Origin of the sequence: Bacillus sp. FJAT-27001 (assembly GCF_019039175.1) — a bacterium.
In the GTDB taxonomy this organism is placed as follows: Bacteria; Bacillota; Bacilli; order Bacillales; family Bacillaceae; genus Bacillus; species Bacillus velezensis.
On the sequence record NZ_JAHOAA010000005.1, the window covers coordinates 12,457 to 35,603 of the forward strand.

Consider the following 23,147-nt stretch of genomic DNA (forward strand, 5'->3'; position numbering starts at 1 on the left):
AGGAATTCCTTCGGCTTTTGCGGTCTTTTTATTTTGCGGCAGCAAGCTCGTCTTCTGTCACCCATTTATGATTGGTTACTTTTTGGCCGCCGTCAGTCGGTGTATAGTCGACCATATAGACGGTTGTCTTTTTGGCTGAATCAATAACGGCTTCGGCGCCCTTCATGCCTTTCATATGGGATGCCTCGATCACGGCCTTATCACCCGGTTTTAACGTTTTATCACCGGCGCCCTTCAGCTCTTCCTGAATGACCCATTTATGATCTTCGACGCGCTTTCCTCCCGTTTCCGGAGTGTAAGATACACTGTAAACCGTTGTATCATAAGCACCTTTTACGGTTCCTTGCGCATTTTTCATGCCTTTCATATGAGAAGCTAAAATCATGACGTCACTGCCGACCTTATAAGTCGGATTTTCTGCCTTCTTTAAACCTTTCGGCACCTCGGATGAACCTGAGTGATTCATGTCTTCGTGAGAGTGCGTTTCTTTGTCTTTCGCTTTTTCGCTTCCTCCTGAAGATTGGCTGTTGCATCCGGCAAGCGCCAGAACGGGGATCAGGAGAAACATGCTGAATAAAAATAGTCTCGCTTTCATTTCAAGAACTCCTTTGCCTTTTTGATTTTTCACTTTCCCTTTCGTTTTTTCAGTAAAACAAAAAGATGGCCTGTCATTTCTCCTAATTCTTCAACTCTCTCTTTATTGCCTTTCATCAGGTGAAATTGTTCACAAAATGTACACATTAATGGAGATGCAGTATAATTCAATTATCAGATAATAGGGGGAACTCATCATGAAAACGAAGGTTTTTGCGGTGGTATTGGGCGCTGTTTTAATGATTGCGGGGTTGGTTTTGGCAGAGGTTTCGCTTTATATGGAATACATCACAATGCTCGGAGCTATGATTTTTTCTTCTATATTTATGTCAGAGCCGAAAAGAAAATTTCGCGTCATCAAAGGGGTTTGACTTTTCTATTACCGCCGTCTTCTCAGGACGGCGGTTTTGTTTTGCATGTCACTCAGTCTATCCGCACAGCCGTTTCTTCTGTGCCGTCCTGATATAAAACAAAATGTGGGGCTGTTTGTGCTTTATCACCTGCAAATTCAATTTCAAGCGGCAGCGCCCTGACAAAATAACGGGTTTCCGTCATTGGGAATAATTCGAATGGAGTCTGCCCGTCTATTGTAAGATACAATCGGTTTTCTTTTACCGCCACCGATGCATGTGTGTCATCCTGAAATGAGTAATTGCCGGTAAATCTGCTGTAAATCGCAGGATCGATATCTGCTTTTTTCTGATCTGCCGGACGTTTCGGAATCACGTATGGCTGATCAAATAAGATGTTTACAGCCGCGGCAATTACAGCTTGTTCAAATTGATACGATTGTTCCATATTGCTGAGATAAATCAATGTTTTATTCTGGTCAATATACCGGATCATCAGAGTTGAATAGCCCGGCCAGCCTCCGTCGTGACTGATAACCTTCCCTTTTTGGGGGCTGTTTTGAATCATCCAGCCAAATCCGTATCCGAATTGCTCTTCTTCATTCCAATAGCCCGGTGTAAACGCTTGATCTTTAGACTCTTTGCCGATGATTTCTTCCGTATAAAGAGCCTGATCAAACAGATATAAATCTCTAATAGCGGAGTTAACGGTTCCGTCACCTTGAATTCCGTCAAGAAAGACGACATAATCAGTTTCCTCAAGTTCATCCGGCAGCACATATTCTCCGGAATGAACATCATACACATAGCCATATGCATAGTTCGGAATGTTTTCTTTACTCAGCCTTCTGTTATAAATGCGCGTATCGTGCATACGAAGCGGATGAAATACGGCTTGTTTCATAAATTCAGCAAAACTCATGCCTGATACAATTTCTATAATAACCGCTAACACCACATACCCCGTATTACTGTAAAGCCACTCCTTGCCCGGCGGGAAATAAGCATCCGGCTTATGCTGCTTGAGCATATTGATCACATCTTGATTAACGGCAATTCTGTCCCGGTCCCAATGTGTTAAGAACAACTCCATATAGTCCGGCAATCCTGACGTATGATGGAGTAAATGCCGAATGGTAATGCCCGGATAAGGAAAATCAGGAAGCCACCGCTCTATCATATCGTCATAACGCAGCTTCCCTTGCTGCTCTAAAATGATAACGCCTAAAGCTGTAAACGGCTTCGATACTGAGGCCAATTCAAAGACCGATTGGTCATTCAGCATCCTCTTTGTTTTCAGTTCTGCAGCGCCGAATGAACCCTGGTATAAGATGCGGCCGTTTTCCGCTGCCAATACAGCGCCGTTTATTTCATGTCTTTCGTCTAAAGTGCTGAAAAGCTGTTCAAACGCTTGTTTTTTCTTTTCGTTCATTTCACGAACCTCCATATACAAGCTGATTTACTCTTTTATACGAACGGCCGCTTTAGAAGTTTCAATATTTTCCCTTCTCGAAACACAGTCAGTATACTGCCGTTCAGGCAGCCGCGGAGGTTTGATGAATGTCTTTTATTCACACAATACTGTGCAGGCTTCAAATTCAACATGCTTCTCGTCTTTATTTGCACCGGCAATTTCCATAGTCGAAAACATCGCGCAGACGACGGCTTTGTATTCGTTCATGACGGTTTGAATTTCAATCAGGAACCGTTCGGATGAAGCCGCGTATTCCGTTACGTACTCTTTCATTTTGCCGATAATATCATCTGCCTGACGGCTGAAGCCGGCCGCCTCCAAGTCACTCTCAAACTGGTTTTTGTTGATCATATGAATATGCATTTTTCAAGGCCCCTTCAGCAGCATTTTGTGGTTATATCTACTGTAAAGGACAGACTTGGATAAACTTTTAATAAAATATGAACAAAATATGAATTGGCTCATCGGCCTGACCGGCGGGCTTTCGGCTGTGCTCCGTTTCATTTGGACTACATGAAATAATGACTTCTTTACTCTGTTAAAAACAGCTCATATATGATCTAATACCAGTAAAATGTTTAGGAGGCGGCCTATGTCAGCAGCAGGAAATCGGCAAAAATTTTGGGTCATGGCGATGCTTATAGCGGTCTTCACCGTGTTCGTTTTCTCTTTTTCTGAGAATCATTCACAAAAGAACTGGCACACGGCGGTTGACCAGGCGTCAGTGAATGTCTTCGGCCAGCAGATCTTTGAAAAAGACCGTCTGGCAAAAACACTCGACGCACGTGAGGCAGAATCTCTTTTGACTCTTGTGAAACTTGCAAATGCAGAACATCACATCATCTAAAAGCCATTATAAAAAGCCTGTTTCCCTTTGACAGAGGAAACAGGCTTTTTCCATGTATTATTGAGCATGTTTTTGTTCAATAAACCGGTCGATCCGGGCGAGAACATCCTTCATGTCCGTACATTCTTTAAAGCTTTCATTAATGGCTTGAATGCCTTGTTTGTATTTTCCGTTATGCAGCACTTCTTCCGCGGCAAGCTTTACCTTTTCAGCGCTTACTTCATCTTTTTGCACTGTATAGCCTGCATCCAATTCAGTCAGGCGGCGCGCAACCATCGGCTGGTCTTTATCGTGCGGGATGACGACCAGCGGCACTTGATAATGAATGCCTTCATTTACACTGTTCATTCCGCCATGCGTGACAAACACGTCGGCCTGCTCCAGCACTTCAAGCTGCGGCACGTACGGGGCGATGATAAAGTTTTCCGGCGCCTGTTTGATTTTCGACAGATCGGCTTTTTCCCCGGCGGCAATGACTACTTTTCCTTCAAAATCTGAGAACGCGTCTATGCACAGATTGAAAAACGCTTCCGTGTCCCCGAGCACCGTTCCCATTGAGATATAAATGACTTTTTCATTCTTTAATGCGTCAATCGGGAAGTCGACGCGCCCTTTTCTCTTCGGAAAACTCGGACCGATAAATAAATACTCATCTCCGAATGTCTCACTTTCGGGCTGAAAATATCTGCTTGTATAGACGACGTTCAATTCACCTGTGTTGTTCATAAATTGAACCATGCTGTCAGGGGCGACACCGTATTTGTCTTTCATCTCGGCCAACAGCTCTTCACATTCCCTGTCCGGCTGAAACGGCACGCCCGATTCCGGGTGGAGCGGCAGTATTTTCAGACGGTCTTCATTGAACAGGAAGGATGCTGAAGAAGAGATGCCGGGAATGTTGAGATAGTCCCGCACCAGCTCTCCCGCACCGAATTTATCATAATAGACGGCGTCGAATTGAATGTCCTCTGCAAGCCGCTGCACAATATGTAAAATCTCCAGTGACGTTTTGATATGAACCTTTAAAAATGCAAGTATGCCGGACGGACTGCCGGGATCAATGGGTGTCATTCTGAGCAGATCGCTGTGAAGATGAACTTTCGCCCCTACTCCTTCCAGTCTGCTTTTGTATTTTTCCGTTGAGATATAATGAACGTGATCGCCCCGTTCGCTGAAGGCCTTTGTCATACCCAAAGTCGGGTTTACGTGTCCTTCTGCAGGAAAATTGATCATCAGAATATGTTTCGCCATTTTTCAATCTCCTTTGCCTTTTTTGCGTCTCTTCCATATCCATCATAAATGACGCGGAAAAAATCATGCAAGGAACATCCGTCAGGTCTTTATGACGGTTCGATGACATCGGCAAAAAAAAGACAAGGCATTTCGCCTTGTCTATCGTGATGATTCGTCTGTTTCTTCCGCTCTCAGCACGCCTTTCAGATGTTCTTCATCATGCTTGAGATGCTCCGTCATATATTGCACGGCTTTTGTTTTGTCGCCCTTTTTTATTTCTTCAAAGACTTTCCGGTGCTCATGCAGAATAACTTCCGCACGGTCATCTCCTTTAAAATTAAGAACTCTGCAAAAATGAATCAGCACATTGACATGCTCAAGCAGCATGGCCAGCCGGCTGTTGCGGCTGAAATCCACAAGGAGCCGATGAAACGACTCGTTTAAGGAAATAATCTCAGTCTCTTTGACGCCTTTATTGATGGCTTCTTCCGTCTCCCGCAGCTGTTTTTCAATGAGGTCAATTTCACTCTCAGCCGCTTCATCAATAACCAGTTCGACCGCCAGTGATTCAAGTGACATTCTGATTTTATAAATCTCTTCAACATCCTTAACGGACAACGAATAAATGACAAAGCCGTTTCGATCGTCTGCCGTCAGAAGCCCGTCCTTTTCAAGGAGCCGCATGGCTTCTCTGACCGGCGACCGGCTGACTCCGAAATCCTTGGCCAGCTGAGTCTCATTCAGCCGTTCACCCGGTTTAAAAATCCCGTCAAATATCATTTTTTTCAATTGGGAATAAAATTGCAGATAATACGGGATTGGCTTATCTAATTTAAAATTATCCATCTTTCCTACCTCTTCATACAATTTAGGCCTTATTGTTACCAAGATCATATAACAGTTTATCTATGGAAGCAACATTCCCGAGCTTGTCAGCATATCGGAGGTGGCGTAATATGGAATTATGATGAACGACGGTCGACGGTCTGCCGTAAACCGAAAACAATTCATTCAGAGGTGACGGAAACATGAAAACATACAAGATTGCCAGCATACCGGGGGACGGTGTGGGGAAAGAAACAGTCCCTCAAGCGGAGCGGGTGTTGAACGCGATCGCCGAATTACATGGAGGCATTGTCTTTGATTTCACTTCTTTTCCGTGGAGCTGCGAGTATTATTTGGAGCACGGGACTATGATGCCGGATGATGGATTAGAAAGGTTACAGCACTTTGATGCTTTGTTTTTGGGAGCGGTGGGGAATCAAAAACTCGTCCCCGATCATGTTTCGCTGTGGGGGCTGCTCATCAAGATACGCCGGGAATTTGAACAGGTGATTAATGTGCGGCCGGCGAAGCTCCTGCCGGGAATCACTTCCCCCCTCGTTAACCCGAAAGATTTTGATCTGATAGTCGTCCGCGAAAACAGTGAGGGCGAGTACAGCTCTGTCGGCGGCAGAATCTATCAGGGTGAGGACGAAATCGCCATACAAAACGCGGTCTTTTCCCGCCGGGGTACGGAAAGAGTGATGCGGTATGCTTTCGAACTGGCGGCAAGTCGGCGGAAACACGTCACAAGCGCGACGAAATCAAACGGTATTGTTCACTCGATGCCGTTCTGGGATGACATCTTTAAAGAGGTCAGCCGGGAGTACGCCGGGATTGAGACGGATTCCCAGCACATCGATGCACTGGCGGCCTTCTTCGTCACGCAGCCGGAACGCTTTGATGTCATTGTCGCTTCGAATCTGTTCGGAGATGTGCTGACAGATATCGGCGCGGCGATTATGGGAAGCATCGGAATCGCTCCCGCAGCCAACATCAATGTAAACGGCAAATATCCTTCCATGTTTGAGCCTGTTCACGGCTCCGCCCCGGATATTGTCGGGAAAGGAATTGCCAATCCTATAGGCCAAATATGGACGGCGAAATTAATGCTCGATTCATTCGGAGAAGAGGAACTTGGTCATCTCCTCTTACAATCTATTGAAACGGTCACAAACAGCGGCATTCTGACTCCTGATGTCGGCGGAAAACATTCAACGGAAGATGTCACTTCCGCTATTATTTCTCAAATCAAGAACAGATAATACGAAAAAAACCGCGGGCAGGAAAACTGCACAGCGGTTTTTTTCGTCTCAGACGGGACGGATCACGCAGAAACAGGCCGATTCACCTGTGAAGCCCGCAATACGGCCTGATTGATCCTTTTCTACAGAAAAAAACCGCTGTATATCACGAGGAGCATCCAGCATCTGTTTTTCCAGTAATGCGGCTTTCTCTTCAGTCAGGCCTGCCCGTTCACACCAGACGGTAAATTGAAATGGTTTCAAAAAGCAGACAGCGGATTCAATCCGGAAGCCGGCTGTCTCCAGAAAACGGAGCCATTCTGTTTTTTTCCACGCCCGAAAGTGGCTCTGATCCCGTTTCTTTTCAATGTCATTATAAAAATGGTCATATTCATCCTTTTCAGGTGCGGTATTGTCAATGAGAAGCAGTCTGCCGCCCGGTTTGACAACCCGAAACGCTTCATGAACAAAGGCTCTGACATCGGGAAAATGATGCGCTGCGATTCTGCATGTGACGATATCGAAAGCAGCATCGGAAAACGGCATCTTTTCAGCATCGCCTTTTTCGAATGACACGTTCGTCCATCCGTTTCCGGTTATAAATGCTTCAGCGGCTGCTAACATTTCTTCCGTGAGGTCATAGGCGATAACAGAGCGTACGAGAGGAGCGAGAGCGTTAGCCGTATGTCCGCCTCCCGTCGCGATATCCAGCACGTCCATATGCTTTTCGGCACCGGAGGCTGAAACGAGATACGCCAAATCCTCTCCTGCGGCGTGTCCTGGACTAGTCACATATTTCGCGGCGTTTTTGGCAAATTGCCGCTGCGCCTGCTGTTTAATTGAATCCTCCATTATACTCGGGCCCCCTTTTCTTTCTGATTGCTGCCTTAATCAAAATAAACGGGTTCGTCCGGATGTTTGAGATACGCAAACATCTTTTCAATCTGACTTTCTGTATTGCGGGCTTCAGATAGCGGCGGCAGTTCCGTTTCCGCAAAAAAACCGGCGGCGCTTGTTTCTGTTCCCTCCCTGATCCGGCCGCCGATGATCTCGCATTTGATAAACACTTTGTAAACGTGGGCGGCGGACGGCGGATGGGAATGGCATTTCTTATCCATTACAGCTAACAGTTTAACGGGCTTTACTTCGATTCCCGATTCCTCTTTTACTTCTTTGACAGCGGTCTCGCCCGGAGAAATCCCGATATCAGCCCATCCGCCCGGCAGCGCCCATCTGCCGTCGCTTTTCTCTCTTACCATTAATATGCTCTGATCTTTAAAAACTGCCGCTCTGATATCAACTTTCGGAGTGGGATAGCCCGTGTCACCGGCGAATACGTCTTTGATAATCCTTTTGTCGGTGCCGGTATGATGCGCCATGATATCCACGCTTATTTTTCTTATTTCTTCAAATCTCTCAATATCATATATGTCTTTGGAATAAGCCAGCCCCGCTTGCGCCGCGGATTGAAGCTGTTTTGCCCATTCAAGCCATTTTGGCTCCATTTTTTCACCGCCCGTTATGTTAATTGACGAAACCCCAAGAGTCAGGATATTGCACCTTGAGAGTACCGGTGCCCATGATCCGTTTCTGCTCCTTGTTTTCTGTGTATGGAGGAGCGAATCCTGCCGGAAATCAGAAAAAAGCCATTCATTTGCTGAATGGCTTTTTTTCATTTTCTATTTTTCTATCATGACGAGAACGACGCCTGAAACAATAAGAGCCGCCCCGATCCAGAAGGTTCCTCCGATCGTCTCTCCCAGCAGCAGCCAGCCGAGCAAAGTCCCGGAAAGCGGCTGAAAGAAGAAAAACAGACCGCCGCTTGCCGCATTCAGTAATTGCAATCCGCGATTCCAAAGCATGAACGCGCAGGCGGTTGAGATCACACCCAGATATAAAAGTCCGCCCCATATCTCAGGCCGGGCAAGCTGAGACAAAGGAATCTCCCGAAGCGGGCCCGCTGTAAACGGGGTCAGGATGACAAATGCGACGCAAATGGAATACGTTGTGACGACAAGCGGTGAGTAATGGCCGGGAACCCGTTTCATCAGCACGGACATCAAAGCCCATGTCAGCGCCGCAGCCAGAAGCGAGAGACCGCCGAGCTGGCTCGACATATTGAGATCTCCGTTCCCCACAATGAGCAATACTCCGATCGTCGCCAGCCCTGTCGATATTCCTTTTTTCAGCGTTAACCGTTCTTTCAACATCAGCCGGGCAAATACAACCATAAATGCGGGAGTGGATGCCGTAATAATCGCACCCATCTGCGCGGTTGATAATTTCGTGCCGATTTCCTGCGTGACGATCGAAACCGTGTTGCCGATCAATCCGATCGCAGCGATCAGTAATAAATCACGTTTATGAACTTTCCAGGATTGGCGTGTAAATAAACTGAGAATCAAAAGCGAAAGAAGCGCCACCGCATATCTCAGCCATACCAGTTCAAGCGGCGGAATGACCGCTACCACAACTTTTACAACGACATACATACCGCCCCAGATACTGGCGGCCAATGCCAAATAAATCGAACCGAACAATGTATTTTTCAATTTGATGCACCCTCCGTTATCATATTAGGTCACGTCATATGCCCTAACGGAGAGAAGCGCAGTCACCTTCCTCCATTAAGGGCGGAGAAGTGCTGCCGGTACATCATGTTCAAATAAGGGCGCTAGAAACATATCGTTTTTCACCTCAATTGCAATCTGATTTTTCTCATTATACAAGGTTTGTTAAAAGACGTAAATGAACGGCGGCATCGGCTTTATGGATTGCGGACTTGCAGCTGGATTCTTGTGATCTGATTGTCAAACCCGTCCGCCACAACCTCATCAAGCATATATTCTTCATATGCATAATCGCCCATTTCCAGCCCATACTCTTCAGTAAACTGCATGATGCTGCGGTAAGCCGCTTCCGCTTCATCCCCTATTTGGTACCCGACGGCATAAAGCCCTTTCGGCTTGATATGGAGGTCTCTATTCTCTATGCCTTCTTCTGTCTTCATATAAAAATGGGTGTAGTTGTAGAATTCTTTTTTCAGAATCTGCTCCCGCGCAAACAGTCCGCCGACCGGATGCCCCTGATCGAGTTCATGTACCCGCATATAGCGGATCAATTCGGAAATGGCGGCAGTATATTGCCGTTCTGGCAAATGGAGTACGGGCCGTCCTATCATAAGTGTCTCTTCATCTAATCGCTGCAATGAGACGGAGGAAAAGTCTGTCTCCAAGGCTTGTTCGGTCAGCTTCACCTTCGTCCGAATCATCCTTTGCAGGTGCTCCAGCTTTTTGATTTTGCTTTCGATTTCTGAAGATTTCTCTTTTAAAAGCGCGATGATACCCTCAGGGGTTTTGTCTGTTAAGAGCGGTTTGATCTGCTTCAAGGGCACGCCGACCTCCTTAAACAGACCGATGACCTGGAACAGTTCGAATTGATGATAGGAATAGTATCTGTATCCGTTCGCTTTTTTGATTTCCGGAGAAAGCAGGCCGATCTCGTCATAATGGAACAGGGTTTGTTTTTTTACGTGGCACAGTTTTGCAAATTCACCCGTTGTGAAGTATTTTCTGACGTCTTCGCTCATAATGCCTCCTTGACTATACGGTAACCATATCCTTTATGATGATCATTGTATCCGAGAGAAGGCTGATTCACAAATGGCTTACGCAATGAAAGCTTTACCGTCTCAAAAAAAGCGGAAGAGGAGTATCAAGTATGACGATTGAAATCAGAACAGTCACGGAAGAAAACCGTGCCGATATACTGGCGCTTCATGTAAGTGAAAGCCAGACTTCATTTATTGAAACCGCGGAAGAGTGCTTACAAGATGCTGAGGATTGCCGGCATTATCAGCCGGCCGGTCTTTATGTTAACGGGGAATTGGTCGGCTTTGCCATGTACGGATGGTTTCCGGAATATGATGAGGAAAATGAAAACGGCAGAGTGTGGCTTGACCGTTTTTTTATTGATGAACGCTATCAGGGACGGGGATTGGGCAAGCTGTTGCTTGATGCCCTTATCCGCCATCTCGTTCGAATATATGATTGCAGACGGATTTATTTAAGCCTGTTTGAAGATAACGTGCACGCATTGCGGCTTTATCAAAAATTCGGCTTCTTATTCAATGGAGAGCTGGACTTCAATGGTGAAAAAGTGATGGTGAAAGAGCTGTAAACCCTCTGTATAAAAGCAATTCGGCTTCTTGCCAATACCTTAAATTTGAGGTAACATAAAGATATTAGACGACGGTCGACGGACTACGGTCGATTATTAAAACCTGATACAGCGGAGCGGAACATGGTGATCAGGCATCTAAATGGAGGAGAAGATTGTGCTTATTATACTCGTTATGTTTCTTCTCGGGATTATTCTCGGGTTTATCGGCGCCGGGGGAGCCGGTTTTGTCATTGCACTTTTAACTATACTGTTTCACGTACCGATTCATACGGCTTTAGGCACCTCCCTTGCCGGAATGGCTTTCACAAGTTTATCGGGGGCATTCAGCCACTACCGTGAAGGCAATATTCAGATGAAAATCGGCCTCATCGTCGGCGTTTTTGCGGCATTCGGTTCGTTTTTCGGGGCAAGGCTTACTTCCCTTATCCCCGCAGATTTGCTGCATTACTTGACGGCGGGCATGCTGTTTTTATCTGCTCTGCTTATTTTAGTCCGGTTATTTATTGTAAAAGAAACACAAGAAGATTCCGGACGGCAAAGCAATTTGAATATATGGGTGAAAGCCGTTGTACTCGGTGTCATCGCAGGAATCTTGTCCGGAACGTTCGGGATCGGCTCTGCCCCTTTCATCCAAATCGGCTTAATGATTCTTTTGCGCTTATCCATCCGCCAGTCGGTCGGCACCACCATGCTTGTCATTATCCCGCTTGCGGTCGGCGGAGGACTCGGTTATGTGACGGAAGGATTTGTCGATTATATGCTGTTGGTCAAAGTGCTGATCGGAACGATGTGCGGCGCATATGTCGGAGCGAAATTCACCAACCTCGTGCCGAAAGTCATTCTGAAATCAGCCATCTTTTTAACCCCGGCCATCGCCGGTCTCATGCTTTTATTTTAAACTGAAACGGGAGGCGGCCGCCTCCCGTTTTGTTCTGTTCTTCATCTGTTTTCGAAGAGCTTTTTCAGCTTTGCTTCCGTTTCGGTATGATCTACCGGTGTATACACACTGCAGCGCAGATCACTGTTGCCCTGAACCTGAAATGAAGTCAGGTTAAAGACCATTTTTCCCGCCTTCGCGTGGCGGAACTCAATTAATACTTCGGGTGCCGAGCTGACTTCGCTCTCATTCCACAGCGTATGAAATTCCGAATACGTTTTCTCCATTTCTTCTATAAACTGAGAATACCACGTATCAGCTACATACTGGCCGTAATACGTTCTGAAAATGGCGATGAATCCTTTCACAAAGTGCTCCCAGTTCACGGCTAAACTTCTTAATTCTTTTCTGGAAAACAATAGCTCTATGAGATTCCGCTTTTCAGGAGGAATTTGTTCAAAATCTAAAAACACGTGCGCCGCAGCCTGGTTCCACCCTACGATATGACACCGCCTGTCCGAGATAATGGTGGGACAATAACGGAGCTCCTGCAGGATTTTTGAAAGCGACGGGCTGATAACCGCTTCTTCCTCCGCAGCAAACGGCTGCTTCACGCCCTCCTCAATGGCAAGCGCGTATAAATAATTTCTCTCATCTTTGTTCAGCTGCAGCGCATCGGAAACGGCGTCCAATACGGCTGCGGACACTTTAATGTCTCTGCCCTGCTCCAGCCACGTATACCACGTGGTGCTTACGCCGGCTAATTGCGCGACCTCTTCTCTTCGGAGTCCGGGCGTTCTTCTCCGTGTGCCCATCGGCAGCCCGGCCATCTGCGGAGAAATTTTGGCCCGCTGCGTTTTTAAAAACTCTGAGAGCGCCTGCAATCTTCCTTCTGGTATCATACCGAATCTCTCCTCTCTTACCCTGGTATTTATTATACTAGGATAATCAACAACTTGTAATAGGATAATTGCGAGTTACAATAAATACATACCGAAGGAGGAATGACCATGAAAAGAGTTGTGATCACCGGAATGGGAGTGATTTCACCTCTCGGCAATGATGTGCATACATTTTGGAAACACCTGACGGAAGGAAAATCGGGAATCTCTTTCATCGATTCGTTTGATGTCTCCGGCTCCAAGACAAAAATAGCCGGTACCGTCCGTGATTTTGACGCAGAAGAAAGATGGGACAGAAAAGAAGCGAGACGGCTTGACCGTTTCAGCCAGTTTGCTTTAGCGGCAGCGGAACAGGCGCTTGAAAGCTCCGGGATTCAGCTCGATCAGATTGACCGTGAACGCCTCGGTGTGTACGTCGGCTCGGGAATCGGCGGCATCACGACTTTGATTGATAACGTTCATACTTTAAATGAACGGGGAGCGCGAAAAGTGAGCCCAAGCCTTGTCCCCATGATGATCTCAAATGCGGCCGCCGCTCAAATCAGCATCAGATTAGGCGCGCTCGGCCCCTCACTTTCTCCCGTCACCGCGTGTTCCATCGGCAATACGTCGATCGGGGAAGCATTCAACGCCATTCGGAATGATGACGCAGATATCATGTTTGCCGGGGGAGCGGAAGCGGCGATTACGAATTTGTCATTAGCCAGCTTCGGCAATGCCCACGCGCTGTCAGCGAGAAACGAAGACCCCGCCGCGGCAAGCCGGCCGTTTGACGCGGATCGCGATGGATTTGTCATGAGTGAAGGCGCGGGCATCTTAGTATTGGAATCATTGGATAGCGCAATCGGCAGAAATGCCCCGATCCTTTGTGAGGTGCTCGGCTACGGTGCGAGCTCTGACGCCTATCATATGGTGGCCTCCCATCCGGAAGGAACGGGCGCATACCTGGCGATGAAAAACGCTTTGAAAAAGGCGAACGTTTCAGCGGAAGACATTGATGTCGTAAGCGCTCATGCGACAAGCACAAAAGCCGGAGATCTTTCTGAAACATTGGCCATCAAGACATTATTCGGGGAGCTTGCGTATGATATTCCGGTTACGGCCAACAAATCAATGCTCGGCCACATGCTTGGCGCGGCAGGCGGAGTTGAAGCCATCGCTTTGACAGAGAGCTTGAGACACGGCATCATCCCGCCGACAATCAATCTGCAAAACCCTGATTCGGCGTGTGATTTGGACTATGTAGCAGACGGGCCCCGCCAGCAATCGTTAACGATCGGCCTTTCCAACTCATTCGGCTTTGGCGGGCATAATTCGGCGATCGTGCTGAAGAAATATGAATAACGGGCATCAAAAAAAGGAGTGAATCATTTCACTCCTTTTTTGCTTTCTCCGGTTTTGTTGTTAAGGCGAAAAAAGCGATGGAACCGATAACGGATGTCGTGAACATAATTGCCCCCATCGGGACGGCCGTCGCTTCATTCATCCCCACAAGCGGCGACACGATGGAACCGAGAAGAAGCGGAAGCATGCCGAGCAGTGCGCTTGCGCTTCCCGCGCGGTGTCCCTGCTTTTCCATCGCCAATGTAAAGGTGCTTGTCAGCGTCATGCCGATCGTAATCATATAAATAAAAATTGAAATCACCAGTGCCGCCAGCGGCCCGTGAATGATCGTCATGACGAGCAGAACGGCAGTCGCCGTCATCGCTGTAATCACGCCGATTCTCAACAGGCTTTTTTCGTGAATGATCCCGCCGAAACGCCCGATGATAAAGCTTCCGGTAATGATCGCCAGACCGTTTATGCCGAATAAAACACTGAATACCTGAGGCGAGACTCCGTAAATATCCTGATACACGAAAGGCGTTCCGGAGACATACGCAAAGCTCCCGCCGTGAATAAAACCGACCGTCAGCGCATAGCCGATAAATGACCGATCCTTCAGCAGGCTTCCCATTGTCCGCACGGAATTTCCGATGGAGCTCGGAGTCCGCTTTTCCGGCGGCAGGGTTTCTGTCAGCTTGAGCGCAATGATGAGAACAAGCAAAAACCCGATAAAGGTTAAAAAGAGAAAAATCGTATGCCATGATGCAAACGGAAGCAGTAAAATCGCGCCTCCCGTCATCGGCGCCACCATCGGCGCGACGGCGGTAATGACCATCAGCAGCGAGAAAAATTTAGAAAGCTCTCTTCCCGAAAACACATCTCTGACGATTGCACGGGATAAAACGAGTCCTGCCGAAGCGGTGAATCCTTGAAGAAAACGGGCAATCACTAATGTAGTAATGTTCGGTGCAAGTGCGCAAAACAGAGAAAACAACGCAAATAAAAAAATACATAGTAATAACGGTTTTCTTCTTCCCTTCGCGTCACTTAACGGGCCGACAACAACCTGTCCGATTGTCAGTCCGATCAGACATGCGGTTAAACTGAGCTGGACAAGCGATGCGCGGGCGCTTAAATCTTCAGCGATTTCAGGGAAACTCGGCAGATACATATCTATATTGAGCGGCCCCAGTATCGCAAGCATTCCGAGAAGAAAAGCCAGCGCAAGCCGCTCCTTACCGGTCGGATTATGCAACATATCGTTCCCACCTTTCCTTTGTCAATCTCTCAAAACATTTGTATATTGTATCATAATTTTTTCTTTATTTTTAAAAGTTTTCAAAGGGCATAAAAAAACCAAGGGCTGTAACAGCCCTTGGGTCCGGGTCACGCGGTAAAAGGTTTTACGCGTGTTTTTCTTTAAATGCTTTTGCATATTGATCAGCCGCTATAATGGCATCCGCCACGTCGTCAGCCGTCACGTCAAAAGCGGCATGAATTGTTTCTTCTTCAATCGTCGCGGCTTCTGCCACTTTCATAATGTCCTCTTTAGATGCGTCTTTCAATTTGATGTCTTCAAGTGTGACAGGCAGCCCCAAGCTGATATAAAACGCGATATACCGCTCAATTTCCTCAAGCGAACGTTTTTCCAGCGCCAATTGAACGAGCGTGCCGAATGCCACTTTTTCACCGTGGGTCAAGTGATGGATTTCACCTTCAAGCGCGGTGAAGCCGTTGTGAATGGCATGTGCCGCAGCTAAGCCGCCGCTTTCAAATCCCAGTCCGCTCAGAAGTGTATTGGCTTCAACCACCGCTTCCAATGCGGGCGTAACGGCTTTCGCTTTCACAGACTCATAAGCGAGATGGCCGTATTTGAATAATACCGCTTCACATTTTTCCGCGATAGCCTCTCCGGCGATTGTCGGAATTCCGCCTGCCATCGTTTTACCGCCATTGGCGATGACACTGCGCGCCTCTATCCACGTCGCCATTGCATCGGCAATCCCTGATGCTAAAAAGCGCGGCGGAGCTTCCGCGACGATTTTCGTATCGACCAGAACCAGGTCAGGATTCTTATGATAGAAACGATAGTTTTCGAACGCGCCTTGTTCAGAATACACGACAGACAGCCCGCTTGTCGGAGCATCCGTTGAAGCGGCCGTCGGCACGATAACGGTATAGCCGTTTATTTCATCTGATACGGCTTTGGCCGTATCAAGCGTTTTACCGCCGCCGACTCCGATGACAATAGTCGCGCCTGCTTTTTCTGCGATGCCGGCAATTCTTTTCATTTCTTCCTGGGAGGCTTCGCCGTTGAAAACCGCCTCTTCAGAAGAGATATTGCTTTTCTTTAATTCAGCCGTCACCTTGTGGCCCGCGATATCCCATACGGTTTTGTCCGCGATGACGACGGCTTTTTCACCAACGCCCTCCAGATGTCCGCCGATCGTTTCAATGGCGTTTTTTCCCTGCACGTATTTGGCCGGACTGATAAAAATTCGTTCCAATGTCATCATCCCTTCTTCGTTGTCTCTCATTACATTTCTCTTATTGATAGAGCAGAAATGAAAACTCTTCTGATATCATTCCTCGTTTTAAATTGATTTAAACCTCATATACACTGCAGAAAAATCAATTTTCACGGCATTGACAAGATGTGAAGGTGTCTATATAATCTTCGATATTGAAGCTGATCATTCTTTACTGAATGAACAAACGAGATTGTGAATGATTCGTCTTAAAAATTATTTAGTTCTGCTGGATAATTTTTGAGGCGTTTTTGTTTTTTATATATTTTTGACTGCAGAGGAGGTTTGCACATGAAGAACATTTGCAAGGATATACTGATGATTATGGCCGGAGCCTTTCTTATTGCGGCGTCCGTGGAATTTTTCGTCATCCCGAATCATTTAGGGGACGGCAGCACCGTGGGAATCGCTCTCGTGTTATATTATCTTTTCCATATACCTGCAAGTATTACGACTCTGGTTGTAAATTTGATTTTTATCGGGCTGGCTTATAAATTTTTAACGAAAAAAACGATTTTATACACGATACTCGGTACGGGAATGACTTCTGTTTTTCTCAGCATCGTCAGCTTTATTCCGTTCGGCGTGCACGATATGGTGCTCGGGATTGTATTCGGCGCTCTGCTGATGGGAGCGGGGCTGGCATTGATCTTTATCGCTGACGGATCTACCGGCGGGACCACGCTGTTGGCGTATTTATTAAATTACACAAAGGGCTTTAACATCTCGAAAAGCATGTTTTATATGGATTGTGTCATCATTTTCGCATCCGTTTTAGCGATCGGCATCAATCATATGCTGTATACGTTTATATTCGTATATCTGTGCGCCAAAATCGTCGATATTGTCATTGAGGGTTTCCATAATAAAAAAGCTCTCACCATTATGTCTGACCAATACGAAGAAATCGCCAAAGCCATCACCTCCGAGTACGGCAACGCGGCGACGATTTTTTACGGATACGGCTATTACGGCAGCAAAGACAAGCGCATTATCTATGTTGTCATTAAAAAGAACGAATTGCTGAAAATCAAAAAACATGTTCAAAAAATTGATCCGAAATCATTTATCGTTATTCATGAAGTAAAAGAAGCTGTCGGAGGGCAATTCGGGTTTACAAACCTGCCCGCCGCCGCAAATGAAAAATAACCGCCTGCAGTGTATAGCTGCAGGCTTTTTTTATTCGGCTCTTCCCCGCTCAAAGGTTTTTACATTTTTCAATCGAAGTAGTAGATGAAATCTTTTTGATGGAGGAACATAAAAAATGAATATCAAAACTGACAGGCTCATAATTCGGACATTTGAACCGGAAGATTGGCAGGATGTCTATGCGTACACCTCAAATCCAAATGTCATGAAATATATACCAGAGGGTGTCTTTACTGAAGAAGATGTTAGGAAATTCGTTACTGAAAACAGCGGCGAACATGCCGGGAAGTTTCCCGTTTTATTGAAGGATGAGAAAACGGTCATTGGCCACATTGCTTTTTTTCAGTATTTTGGCGATCATACGTATGAAATCGGCTGGGTGTTTCACCCGGAATACCAGGGCAAAGGATATGCTTCAGAGGCGGCGCGCGCCGTGCTGGCATTCGGGTTTAACAAGATGAAATTACACCGGATCATTGCGACATGTCAGCCGGAAAACATGGCTTCGCACCGGGTGATGGAAAAGATCGGGATGAGACGGGAAGGCTTTTTCAAAAAATGCATCCCCCATGATAATGAATGGTGGGACGAATATTATTATGCCGTTTTAGAAGAAGAATGGGAAGTCTCCAATCTGGAATAAAAAGGCTTATACCCTTTGCTTTTACAGATAAGTGTGTGCTACACTGTTTGTAACAAATACGAAGGGATGATGGGTGGACAATGATTAACTAATCTTATTTTGACCGTTTGAAATCAAATATTTCAAATCAGAAAAAATAGGATTAGTCTGCCCATTTTCTATACGATACGAAAGCTATGTAAAAATAGCTTATTTGATCATGCACAGGTACGGCTAATCCTTCCAAATCAATTGGGAGGATTTTTTTGGTCCTCCCTTTAAAGCGAGGGATTGACATATGAAAGAAATGTTAAAAATAAGCGGCATCAGTTATGAAATCAACAGTGTTCCCCTTTTTGAACAGATCAGCGCGAGCGTTCAGCAAGGTGACATCATCGGCGTTATCGGTAAAAACGGCGCCGGCAAATCGTTATTGCTGCAATTGATCTGCAATCAAAAAGCGCCGTCACAAGGACAGATCCAGATGATGCAAGATGTGAACATATATATGGTGGAACAAGAAACGGAAGCTTATGATTCCGGCCATCCGGAGCCTGCGGAGGCAGCCTTGTTGGAAAAGTGGAACGTGCCCGCACGCGCCTTTTCGCAATTAAGCGGCGGAGAAAAATTGAAAGCCCGTCTTGCCAAAGGTTTCTCCTCCTCAAGCAGCCTTTTGTTATTAGATGAGCCGACGAACCACCTCGATCAGCACAGTTTAGAAATACTGCTAAATCAGATCAAGAATTACAAAGGCACCATTATTTTTGTTTCGCATGATCGTGCTTTTATAGATGCAGCGGCGACAAAAATCTGGGCCATCGAAGGAAAGAAACTCATTGAACATAAAGGGAATTATTCAAGCTATATGGAGGTCCGAAAACAGAGAAGGCTGACACAGCAGCGGGAATATGAGAATCAGCAGCATATGATCAGACGGATTGAAGCTCAAATGAACGAGCTGAGCGCCTGGTCAAAAAAAGCCCACGCCCAATCAACGAAAATAGAAGGCTTTAAAGAATACCATCGCGTCAAAGCAAAACGCACGGACGCCCAGATTAAATCAAAGCAGAAGCGTCTTGAAAAAGAGCTTGAAAAAGCGAAAGCAGAACCGGTTGAAGCGGAGTATGAAGTCCGTTTTTCCATTGAGCACCGCAAAAAAGCGGGAAAGCGTTTTTTAGAAGTAAGGGATGCCGCAAAGTCATATGACGGACGAACGCTTTTTAAAAACGTGAATTTCACTGTGATGCACGGTGAAAAGATCGCGATTACAGGCCCGAACGGCAGCGGGAAAACAACATTATTGAAGGTCATCCTCGGGCAGGAAAAAGCGCAGGGCAGCATATGGATTTCTCCGTCTGCAAACGTCGGATATTTAACCCAGGAAGTATTCGACCTTCCGCTTGATAAAACCCCCGAACAGCTTTTTTACAAAGAAACGTTCGAAGCAAGGGGAAATGTTCAATCCCTCATGAAGCATTTAGGATTTACCGCAGCGCAATGGACGGAACCCATCGGCAAGATGAGCATGGGAGAGCGGGTCAAATGCAAACTGATGGCGTTTATTCTGGAGGAGAAAGATGTGCTGATTCTGGATGAGCCGACAAACCACCTTGATCTGCCGTCACGCGAGCAGCTTGAAGACACTTTGGCCCGATACGACGGAACGCTCATCATCGTATCTCATGATCGTTACTTTGTCGAAAAGACGACGGACATCCGGCTTGATATCTCAAACGGCAGCGTCCGAAAACAATGGAAAGAATCTCCCTCCGTCAGGGACGATGCTGAAGAACTGCGATTAAAGCTTGAGACCGAACGGCAGGAAGTCCTCGGAAAACTCAGCTTCATGACTCCGGCTGATAAACAATATCGTGAGCTTGATCAAAAATTCAAAGAGCTGACGGAAGAAATCAAGAAATTGAAATGAATGAAAAACCCGTGACTGTCACGGGTTTTGTTTTGGAAAGCTCACGTATCATGAAGAATAATTTCAAACTGATTTGTACAACCTACGTTCAGATTAATTATGAGCATGGTTCAGGGGGGCGAAGAATGGCCAAACGCATTGGAATTACGGGAAACATTATGGCTGATCAATCCGGCCCTTTCCCGGGTTATAATCGGGCATATGTCAATAATGATTATATTCAGTCTGTTTCTGAGGCCGGCGGTGTGCCGTTTATATTGCCGGTGATTCAAGAGACGGCGCTTTTAAAGGAACAGGTCTCTCATGTTGACGGGATCATTCTGTCCGGCGGTCAGGATATAGACCCGCTGTTTTACGGCGAAGAACCTTTACAGGCTTTAAGAAAGACCTTTCCTGATCGGGACGCCTACGAGAAGGAGCTGATTCTCACGGCGGTTGCTTTAGAAAAGCCGATTCTGGCCATCTGCCGGGGGATGCATATGTTAAACGTCACTTACGGGGGAACTTTATATCAAGACCTGACACACGCTTCGTTTGCTGACATTAAGCATGATCAAGAAAAAGATCCGCCGCTAAAAACCCATCATGTTTCTTTTGAAAAAGGGACACGTCTCCATACCTTGTTTGGCGATTCAGCGCGGGTGAATTCATTCCATCACCAGATCATAAAAGAGACGGCGCCTTCGTTTAAAGTGGCGGCTTATGCGAAAGACGGGGCCATTGAAGCGATTGAACGGACGGGTGAATTATTTGTCGTCGGCGTGCAATGGCATCCCGAAATGCTGACAAAAAAACATGAAGACATGAAAAAGCTTTTTTCTCTTTTCATGGATGCGGTCAGCACATAAAAAAAGCAGATCATAACGATCTGCTTTTTCATTTTATTCTTCCGGTTTCTCCGGTGTTTTGCCTTGTGTCAGCTTATGGCCTTCGATATCCACGTTCGGAATGATTTTATCCAGCCACTTCGGCAAGTACCAGGCCGCATGTCCCATCAGCTTCATGACACTCGGAATAATGGTCATTCTTACAATGAACGCATCAAAAAGAACACCGAAGGTCATTGCCAAGCCCATGGATTTGATCGTAGCTTCTCCCGCAAAGATGAATCCCGCAAAGACGAAAATCATGATCAGTCCCGCCGCTGTTACGACAGGTCCGCTATGTTTCAATCCGGCATGAATGGCTTGTACCGGATTTTTTGTTTTGACATATTCTTCTCTCATTCTGCTGACAAGGAATACTTGATAATCCATCGCCAGCCCGAAAAGAATACCGATTGCTAAAATAGGCAGGAAGGCAAGAATCGGGCCTTTTTCCGGAATGCTCAGCAAGCCGGTGAAATGTCCATCCTGCAGGACGAATACCGATAACCCGAGTGTTGCGGTCATTGTCAGCAAAAAGCCAAGAACGGCCGCAAGCGGCACGAGAAGAGAACGGAAAACGACGGTCAGCAATACAAATGCAAACCCGACAATAAGAATGGCGAATTCCGGAATGGCATCGTTTAACCGATCTGAAATATCAATGTTCACCGCGGTTGACCCGGTGACGAGCAGACGGATGCCGTTTTTGTCTGATCGTTTCCGTATATCCTGCACTAACTCTTTCGTTGCCTTATCATTCGGCCCGGTTTCAGGCACTGCCGTAATGATGGCATAGTCCCCTTTTTCGTTCGGCATGGCCGGTGTGACGCTCGCCACATTGTGCAAGTCCTTCACTTTTTTCACGGCGTCTTGAAATGCTTCACTTTTGTTCCCCTTGACCCCTTTTGCATCGGCAACAATTGTCAGCTTGCCGTTAAAGCCTTCTCCGAATCCTTTAGACAACAGATCATAGGCGCGGCGATCCGGGCTGTCTTTCGCTTTCATTCCCGCATCAGGCAGCCCCAGCTCTAAATGCATGGCCGGCAGACTGATGACGGCTAAAAGAATGATGCTGAAAATGCTTAACAGAATGGGCTTCTTTGTAACGAAGCGCCCCCAGGCATTCGTGCCGGTGCTTTTCTTTTCTTTCTTCTTGTATGATTTCGGAATCATCCGTTTTCCTGCGATTGACAACACCGCAGGCACCAGCGTTACTGATGCCAATACAGCCATCAGCACACTGAGTGCCGCAGTCAATCCCATGGCAGACATGAACGGAATGCCGACAACGGTCAATCCGCAAAGCGCGACGATCACGGTCAGTCCCGCAAAAACGACGGCGCTGCCTGCCGTTCCCGCGGCTTTCGCGATCGATTCATTTTTTTGTACACCTTCGCCCAAAAACTGACGATGCTTCGTAAAGATAAACAGCGCATAATCAATTCCGACGGCCAGTCCGATCATTCCGGATAATGAGAGACTGACCGAGGCTATCGTAAAGAACTGTGTCCCAATTAACGTCAGCGCGACGCTTACACCTAACCCGATCAGGGCCGTGACAATCGGCAGCCCCGCGATGACTAATGAACCAAACGTAATGGCCAGAACGACGAATGCCAGCACAACGCCGACAATTTCAGATACACCGCCGATCTCAACACCGGCCCCCGGCACATCGCCGCTGAGCTCCGTCTGCAGACCCTTGTCTCCTGCGGCGGACAGACTGTGTTTAATATGTGAAACAGACGCATCCGTAATGTCATCCGCCGCTTTTTTGTACGTAATATCGGCATATGCCACTGATCCGTCTTTAGAAATGGTTCCTGTCTCAAAAGGACTTGCAATCGAAGCGACTGAATGATCTGTTTTGATCTTCTTTAATGTCTCTTCAATCGCTTGTTTTTCCGGTTTTGACGTCAATTTCTTCCCGTCATCAGCTCCGAAAATAACCCGTATGCTTCCTTTATCGGGACCCTTTGAAAATTCTTTTTGAATGATATCCATCGCCTTTTCAGAAGGTGTGTCGGGAATTGACATATCCTCAGAAAAAGCAGGTTTTAACGAGATGGCGATCACAATCGAAGCGATCAGTATCACGAGCCACGCACTGATCATTTTTAATCGGTTGCGGGCAGACCATCCCCCTAATTTATATAAAAAACCAGACATCGAATACTCCTCTCCAATCATTACTTTCTGCCTAA

23 protein-coding genes are annotated in these 23,147 nt (G+C 46.7%); 10 read left to right on the top strand and 13 right to left on the bottom strand.

The genetic code is table 11. The annotated features are described in order from the left end of the window. Positions 1-28: 28 nt before the first annotated feature. The gene (locus tag BGM27_RS15445) at positions 29-595 is read right to left on the bottom strand and encodes a YdhK family protein (RefSeq protein WP_007409300.1); all 567 of its coding nucleotides are present in this window, start codon (positions 593-595) and stop codon (positions 29-31) included. A gap of 196 nt (positions 596-791) precedes the next feature. Between BGM27_RS15445 and BGM27_RS15450 the strand changes: the two genes are divergently transcribed. Then, a complete protein-coding gene (locus BGM27_RS15450; RefSeq protein WP_007409301.1) occupies positions 792-965 on the top strand; it encodes a hypothetical protein in 174 nt (57 codons plus the stop codon). A gap of 52 nt (positions 966-1,017) precedes the next feature. Here BGM27_RS15450 and BGM27_RS15455 read toward each other — a convergent pair whose 3' ends face one another. Both BGM27_RS15455 and BGM27_RS15460 read right to left on the bottom strand, forming a co-directional pair. Then, on the bottom strand, positions 1,018-2,376 hold the full coding sequence (locus BGM27_RS15455) for a serine hydrolase (RefSeq protein WP_007409302.1): 1,359 nt from the start codon (positions 2,374-2,376) through the stop codon (positions 1,018-1,020). 135 nt (positions 2,377-2,511) lie between these two features. Further along, on the bottom strand, positions 2,512-2,781 hold the full coding sequence (locus BGM27_RS15460) for a hypothetical protein (RefSeq protein WP_007409303.1): 270 nt from the start codon (positions 2,779-2,781) through the stop codon (positions 2,512-2,514). Between the two features lie 229 nt (positions 2,782-3,010). On the opposite strand from BGM27_RS15460, the gene BGM27_RS15465 reads away from it, so the two are divergent. Continuing rightward, positions 3,011-3,265: a hypothetical protein gene (locus BGM27_RS15465; protein WP_007409304.1), complete on the top strand. Its 255-nt coding sequence runs from the start codon at positions 3,011-3,013 to the stop codon at positions 3,263-3,265. Positions 3,266-3,322: 57 nt separating this feature from the next. Here the strand turns inward: BGM27_RS15465 and BGM27_RS15470 are convergent, their stop codons facing one another. Both BGM27_RS15470 and BGM27_RS15475 read right to left on the bottom strand, forming a co-directional pair. Next, positions 3,323-4,516 carry a macrolide family glycosyltransferase gene (locus BGM27_RS15470; protein ID WP_007409305.1) on the bottom strand — a complete coding sequence of 398 codons (1,194 nt, stop codon included), beginning with the start codon at positions 4,514-4,516 and terminating at the stop codon, positions 3,323-3,325. 141 nt (positions 4,517-4,657) lie between these two features. Next, positions 4,658-5,344, bottom strand: coding sequence for a GntR family transcriptional regulator (locus BGM27_RS15475; RefSeq protein ID WP_007409306.1), 687 nt, complete (start codon positions 5,342-5,344; stop codon positions 4,658-4,660). A 182-nt stretch (positions 5,345-5,526) separates the two neighbouring features. Here BGM27_RS15475 and BGM27_RS15480 point away from each other — a divergent pair, with 182 nt between their 5' ends. Beyond that, positions 5,527-6,585 (top strand): tartrate dehydrogenase, encoded by a 1,059-nt coding sequence (locus BGM27_RS15480; RefSeq protein ID WP_007409307.1) that lies wholly within the window; start codon positions 5,527-5,529, stop codon positions 6,583-6,585. A 48-nt stretch (positions 6,586-6,633) separates the two neighbouring features. Here the strand turns inward: BGM27_RS15480 and BGM27_RS15485 are convergent, their stop codons facing one another. The 4 genes from BGM27_RS15485 to BGM27_RS15500 all read right to left on the bottom strand — a co-directional run bounded on the left by BGM27_RS15485 (position 6,634) and on the right by BGM27_RS15500 (position 10,153). Continuing rightward, positions 6,634-7,416: a class I SAM-dependent methyltransferase gene (locus tag BGM27_RS15485; RefSeq protein WP_007409308.1), complete on the bottom strand. Its 783-nt coding sequence runs from the start codon at positions 7,414-7,416 to the stop codon at positions 6,634-6,636. A 35-nt stretch (positions 7,417-7,451) separates the two neighbouring features. Then, the gene (locus tag BGM27_RS15490; RefSeq protein WP_007409309.1) at positions 7,452-8,069 is read right to left on the bottom strand and encodes an NUDIX hydrolase; all 618 of its coding nucleotides are present in this window, start codon (positions 8,067-8,069) and stop codon (positions 7,452-7,454) included. Positions 8,070-8,243: 174 nt separating this feature from the next. Further along, positions 8,244-9,116 (bottom strand): DMT family transporter, encoded by an 873-nt coding sequence (locus BGM27_RS15495; protein WP_020953909.1) that lies wholly within the window; start codon positions 9,114-9,116, stop codon positions 8,244-8,246. A 215-nt stretch (positions 9,117-9,331) separates the two neighbouring features. Next, positions 9,332-10,153: a MerR family transcriptional regulator gene (locus BGM27_RS15500; RefSeq protein ID WP_015239273.1), complete on the bottom strand. Its 822-nt coding sequence runs from the start codon at positions 10,151-10,153 to the stop codon at positions 9,332-9,334. Positions 10,154-10,284: 131 nt separating this feature from the next. Between BGM27_RS15500 and BGM27_RS15505 the strand changes: the two genes are divergently transcribed. Then, complete coding sequence (locus BGM27_RS15505; protein WP_007409312.1) at positions 10,285-10,743, top strand: spermine/spermidine acetyltransferase; 459 nt, start codon at positions 10,285-10,287, stop codon at positions 10,741-10,743. Between the two features lie 157 nt (positions 10,744-10,900). Further along, positions 10,901-11,644 carry a sulfite exporter TauE/SafE family protein gene (locus tag BGM27_RS15510; protein ID WP_007409313.1) on the top strand — a complete coding sequence of 248 codons (744 nt, stop codon included), beginning with the start codon at positions 10,901-10,903 and terminating at the stop codon, positions 11,642-11,644. Positions 11,645-11,685: 41 nt separating this feature from the next. On the opposite strand, the gene BGM27_RS15515 is transcribed toward BGM27_RS15510, so the two are convergent. Then, positions 11,686-12,525 carry a helix-turn-helix transcriptional regulator gene (locus BGM27_RS15515; RefSeq protein ID WP_007409314.1) on the bottom strand — a complete coding sequence of 280 codons (840 nt, stop codon included), beginning with the start codon at positions 12,523-12,525 and terminating at the stop codon, positions 11,686-11,688. Between the two features lie 108 nt (positions 12,526-12,633). On the opposite strand from BGM27_RS15515, the gene fabF reads away from it, so the two are divergent. Continuing rightward, the gene (fabF, locus tag BGM27_RS15520) at positions 12,634-13,869 is read left to right on the top strand and encodes a beta-ketoacyl-ACP synthase II (protein WP_007409315.1); all 1,236 of its coding nucleotides are present in this window, start codon (positions 12,634-12,636) and stop codon (positions 13,867-13,869) included. Positions 13,870-13,897: 28 nt separating this feature from the next. On the opposite strand, the gene BGM27_RS15525 is transcribed toward fabF, so the two are convergent. Together BGM27_RS15525 and BGM27_RS15530 are read right to left on the bottom strand one after the other, a co-directional pair. Then, the gene (locus BGM27_RS15525) at positions 13,898-15,109 is read right to left on the bottom strand and encodes a Bcr/CflA family efflux MFS transporter (protein WP_007409316.1); all 1,212 of its coding nucleotides are present in this window, start codon (positions 15,107-15,109) and stop codon (positions 13,898-13,900) included. Between the two features lie 145 nt (positions 15,110-15,254). Next, entirely contained in the window at positions 15,255-16,388 is a 1,134-nt protein-coding gene (locus tag BGM27_RS15530; protein WP_003156056.1) for a glycerol dehydrogenase, read from the bottom strand. A gap of 282 nt (positions 16,389-16,670) precedes the next feature. Between BGM27_RS15530 and BGM27_RS15535 the strand changes: the two genes are divergently transcribed. The 4 genes from BGM27_RS15535 to BGM27_RS15550 all read left to right on the top strand — a co-directional run bounded on the left by BGM27_RS15535 (position 16,671) and on the right by BGM27_RS15550 (position 20,925). Then, the gene (locus BGM27_RS15535; protein WP_003156057.1) at positions 16,671-17,528 is read left to right on the top strand and encodes a YitT family protein; all 858 of its coding nucleotides are present in this window, start codon (positions 16,671-16,673) and stop codon (positions 17,526-17,528) included. Between the two features lie 115 nt (positions 17,529-17,643). Beyond that, positions 17,644-18,171 (top strand): GNAT family N-acetyltransferase, encoded by a 528-nt coding sequence (locus BGM27_RS15540; protein WP_007409317.1) that lies wholly within the window; start codon positions 17,644-17,646, stop codon positions 18,169-18,171. A 277-nt stretch (positions 18,172-18,448) separates the two neighbouring features. Continuing rightward, positions 18,449-20,077, top strand: coding sequence for a ribosomal protection-like ABC-F family protein (gene abc-f / locus BGM27_RS15545; RefSeq protein WP_007409318.1), 1,629 nt, complete (start codon positions 18,449-18,451; stop codon positions 20,075-20,077). 125 nt (positions 20,078-20,202) lie between these two features. Beyond that, a complete protein-coding gene (locus BGM27_RS15550; protein WP_007409319.1) occupies positions 20,203-20,925 on the top strand; it encodes a gamma-glutamyl-gamma-aminobutyrate hydrolase family protein in 723 nt (240 codons plus the stop codon). A gap of 33 nt (positions 20,926-20,958) precedes the next feature. Here the strand turns inward: BGM27_RS15550 and BGM27_RS15555 are convergent, their stop codons facing one another. Further along, a complete protein-coding gene (locus BGM27_RS15555) occupies positions 20,959-23,112 on the bottom strand; it encodes an MMPL family transporter (protein WP_007409320.1) in 2,154 nt (717 codons plus the stop codon). Positions 23,113-23,147 lie beyond the last annotated feature (35 nt).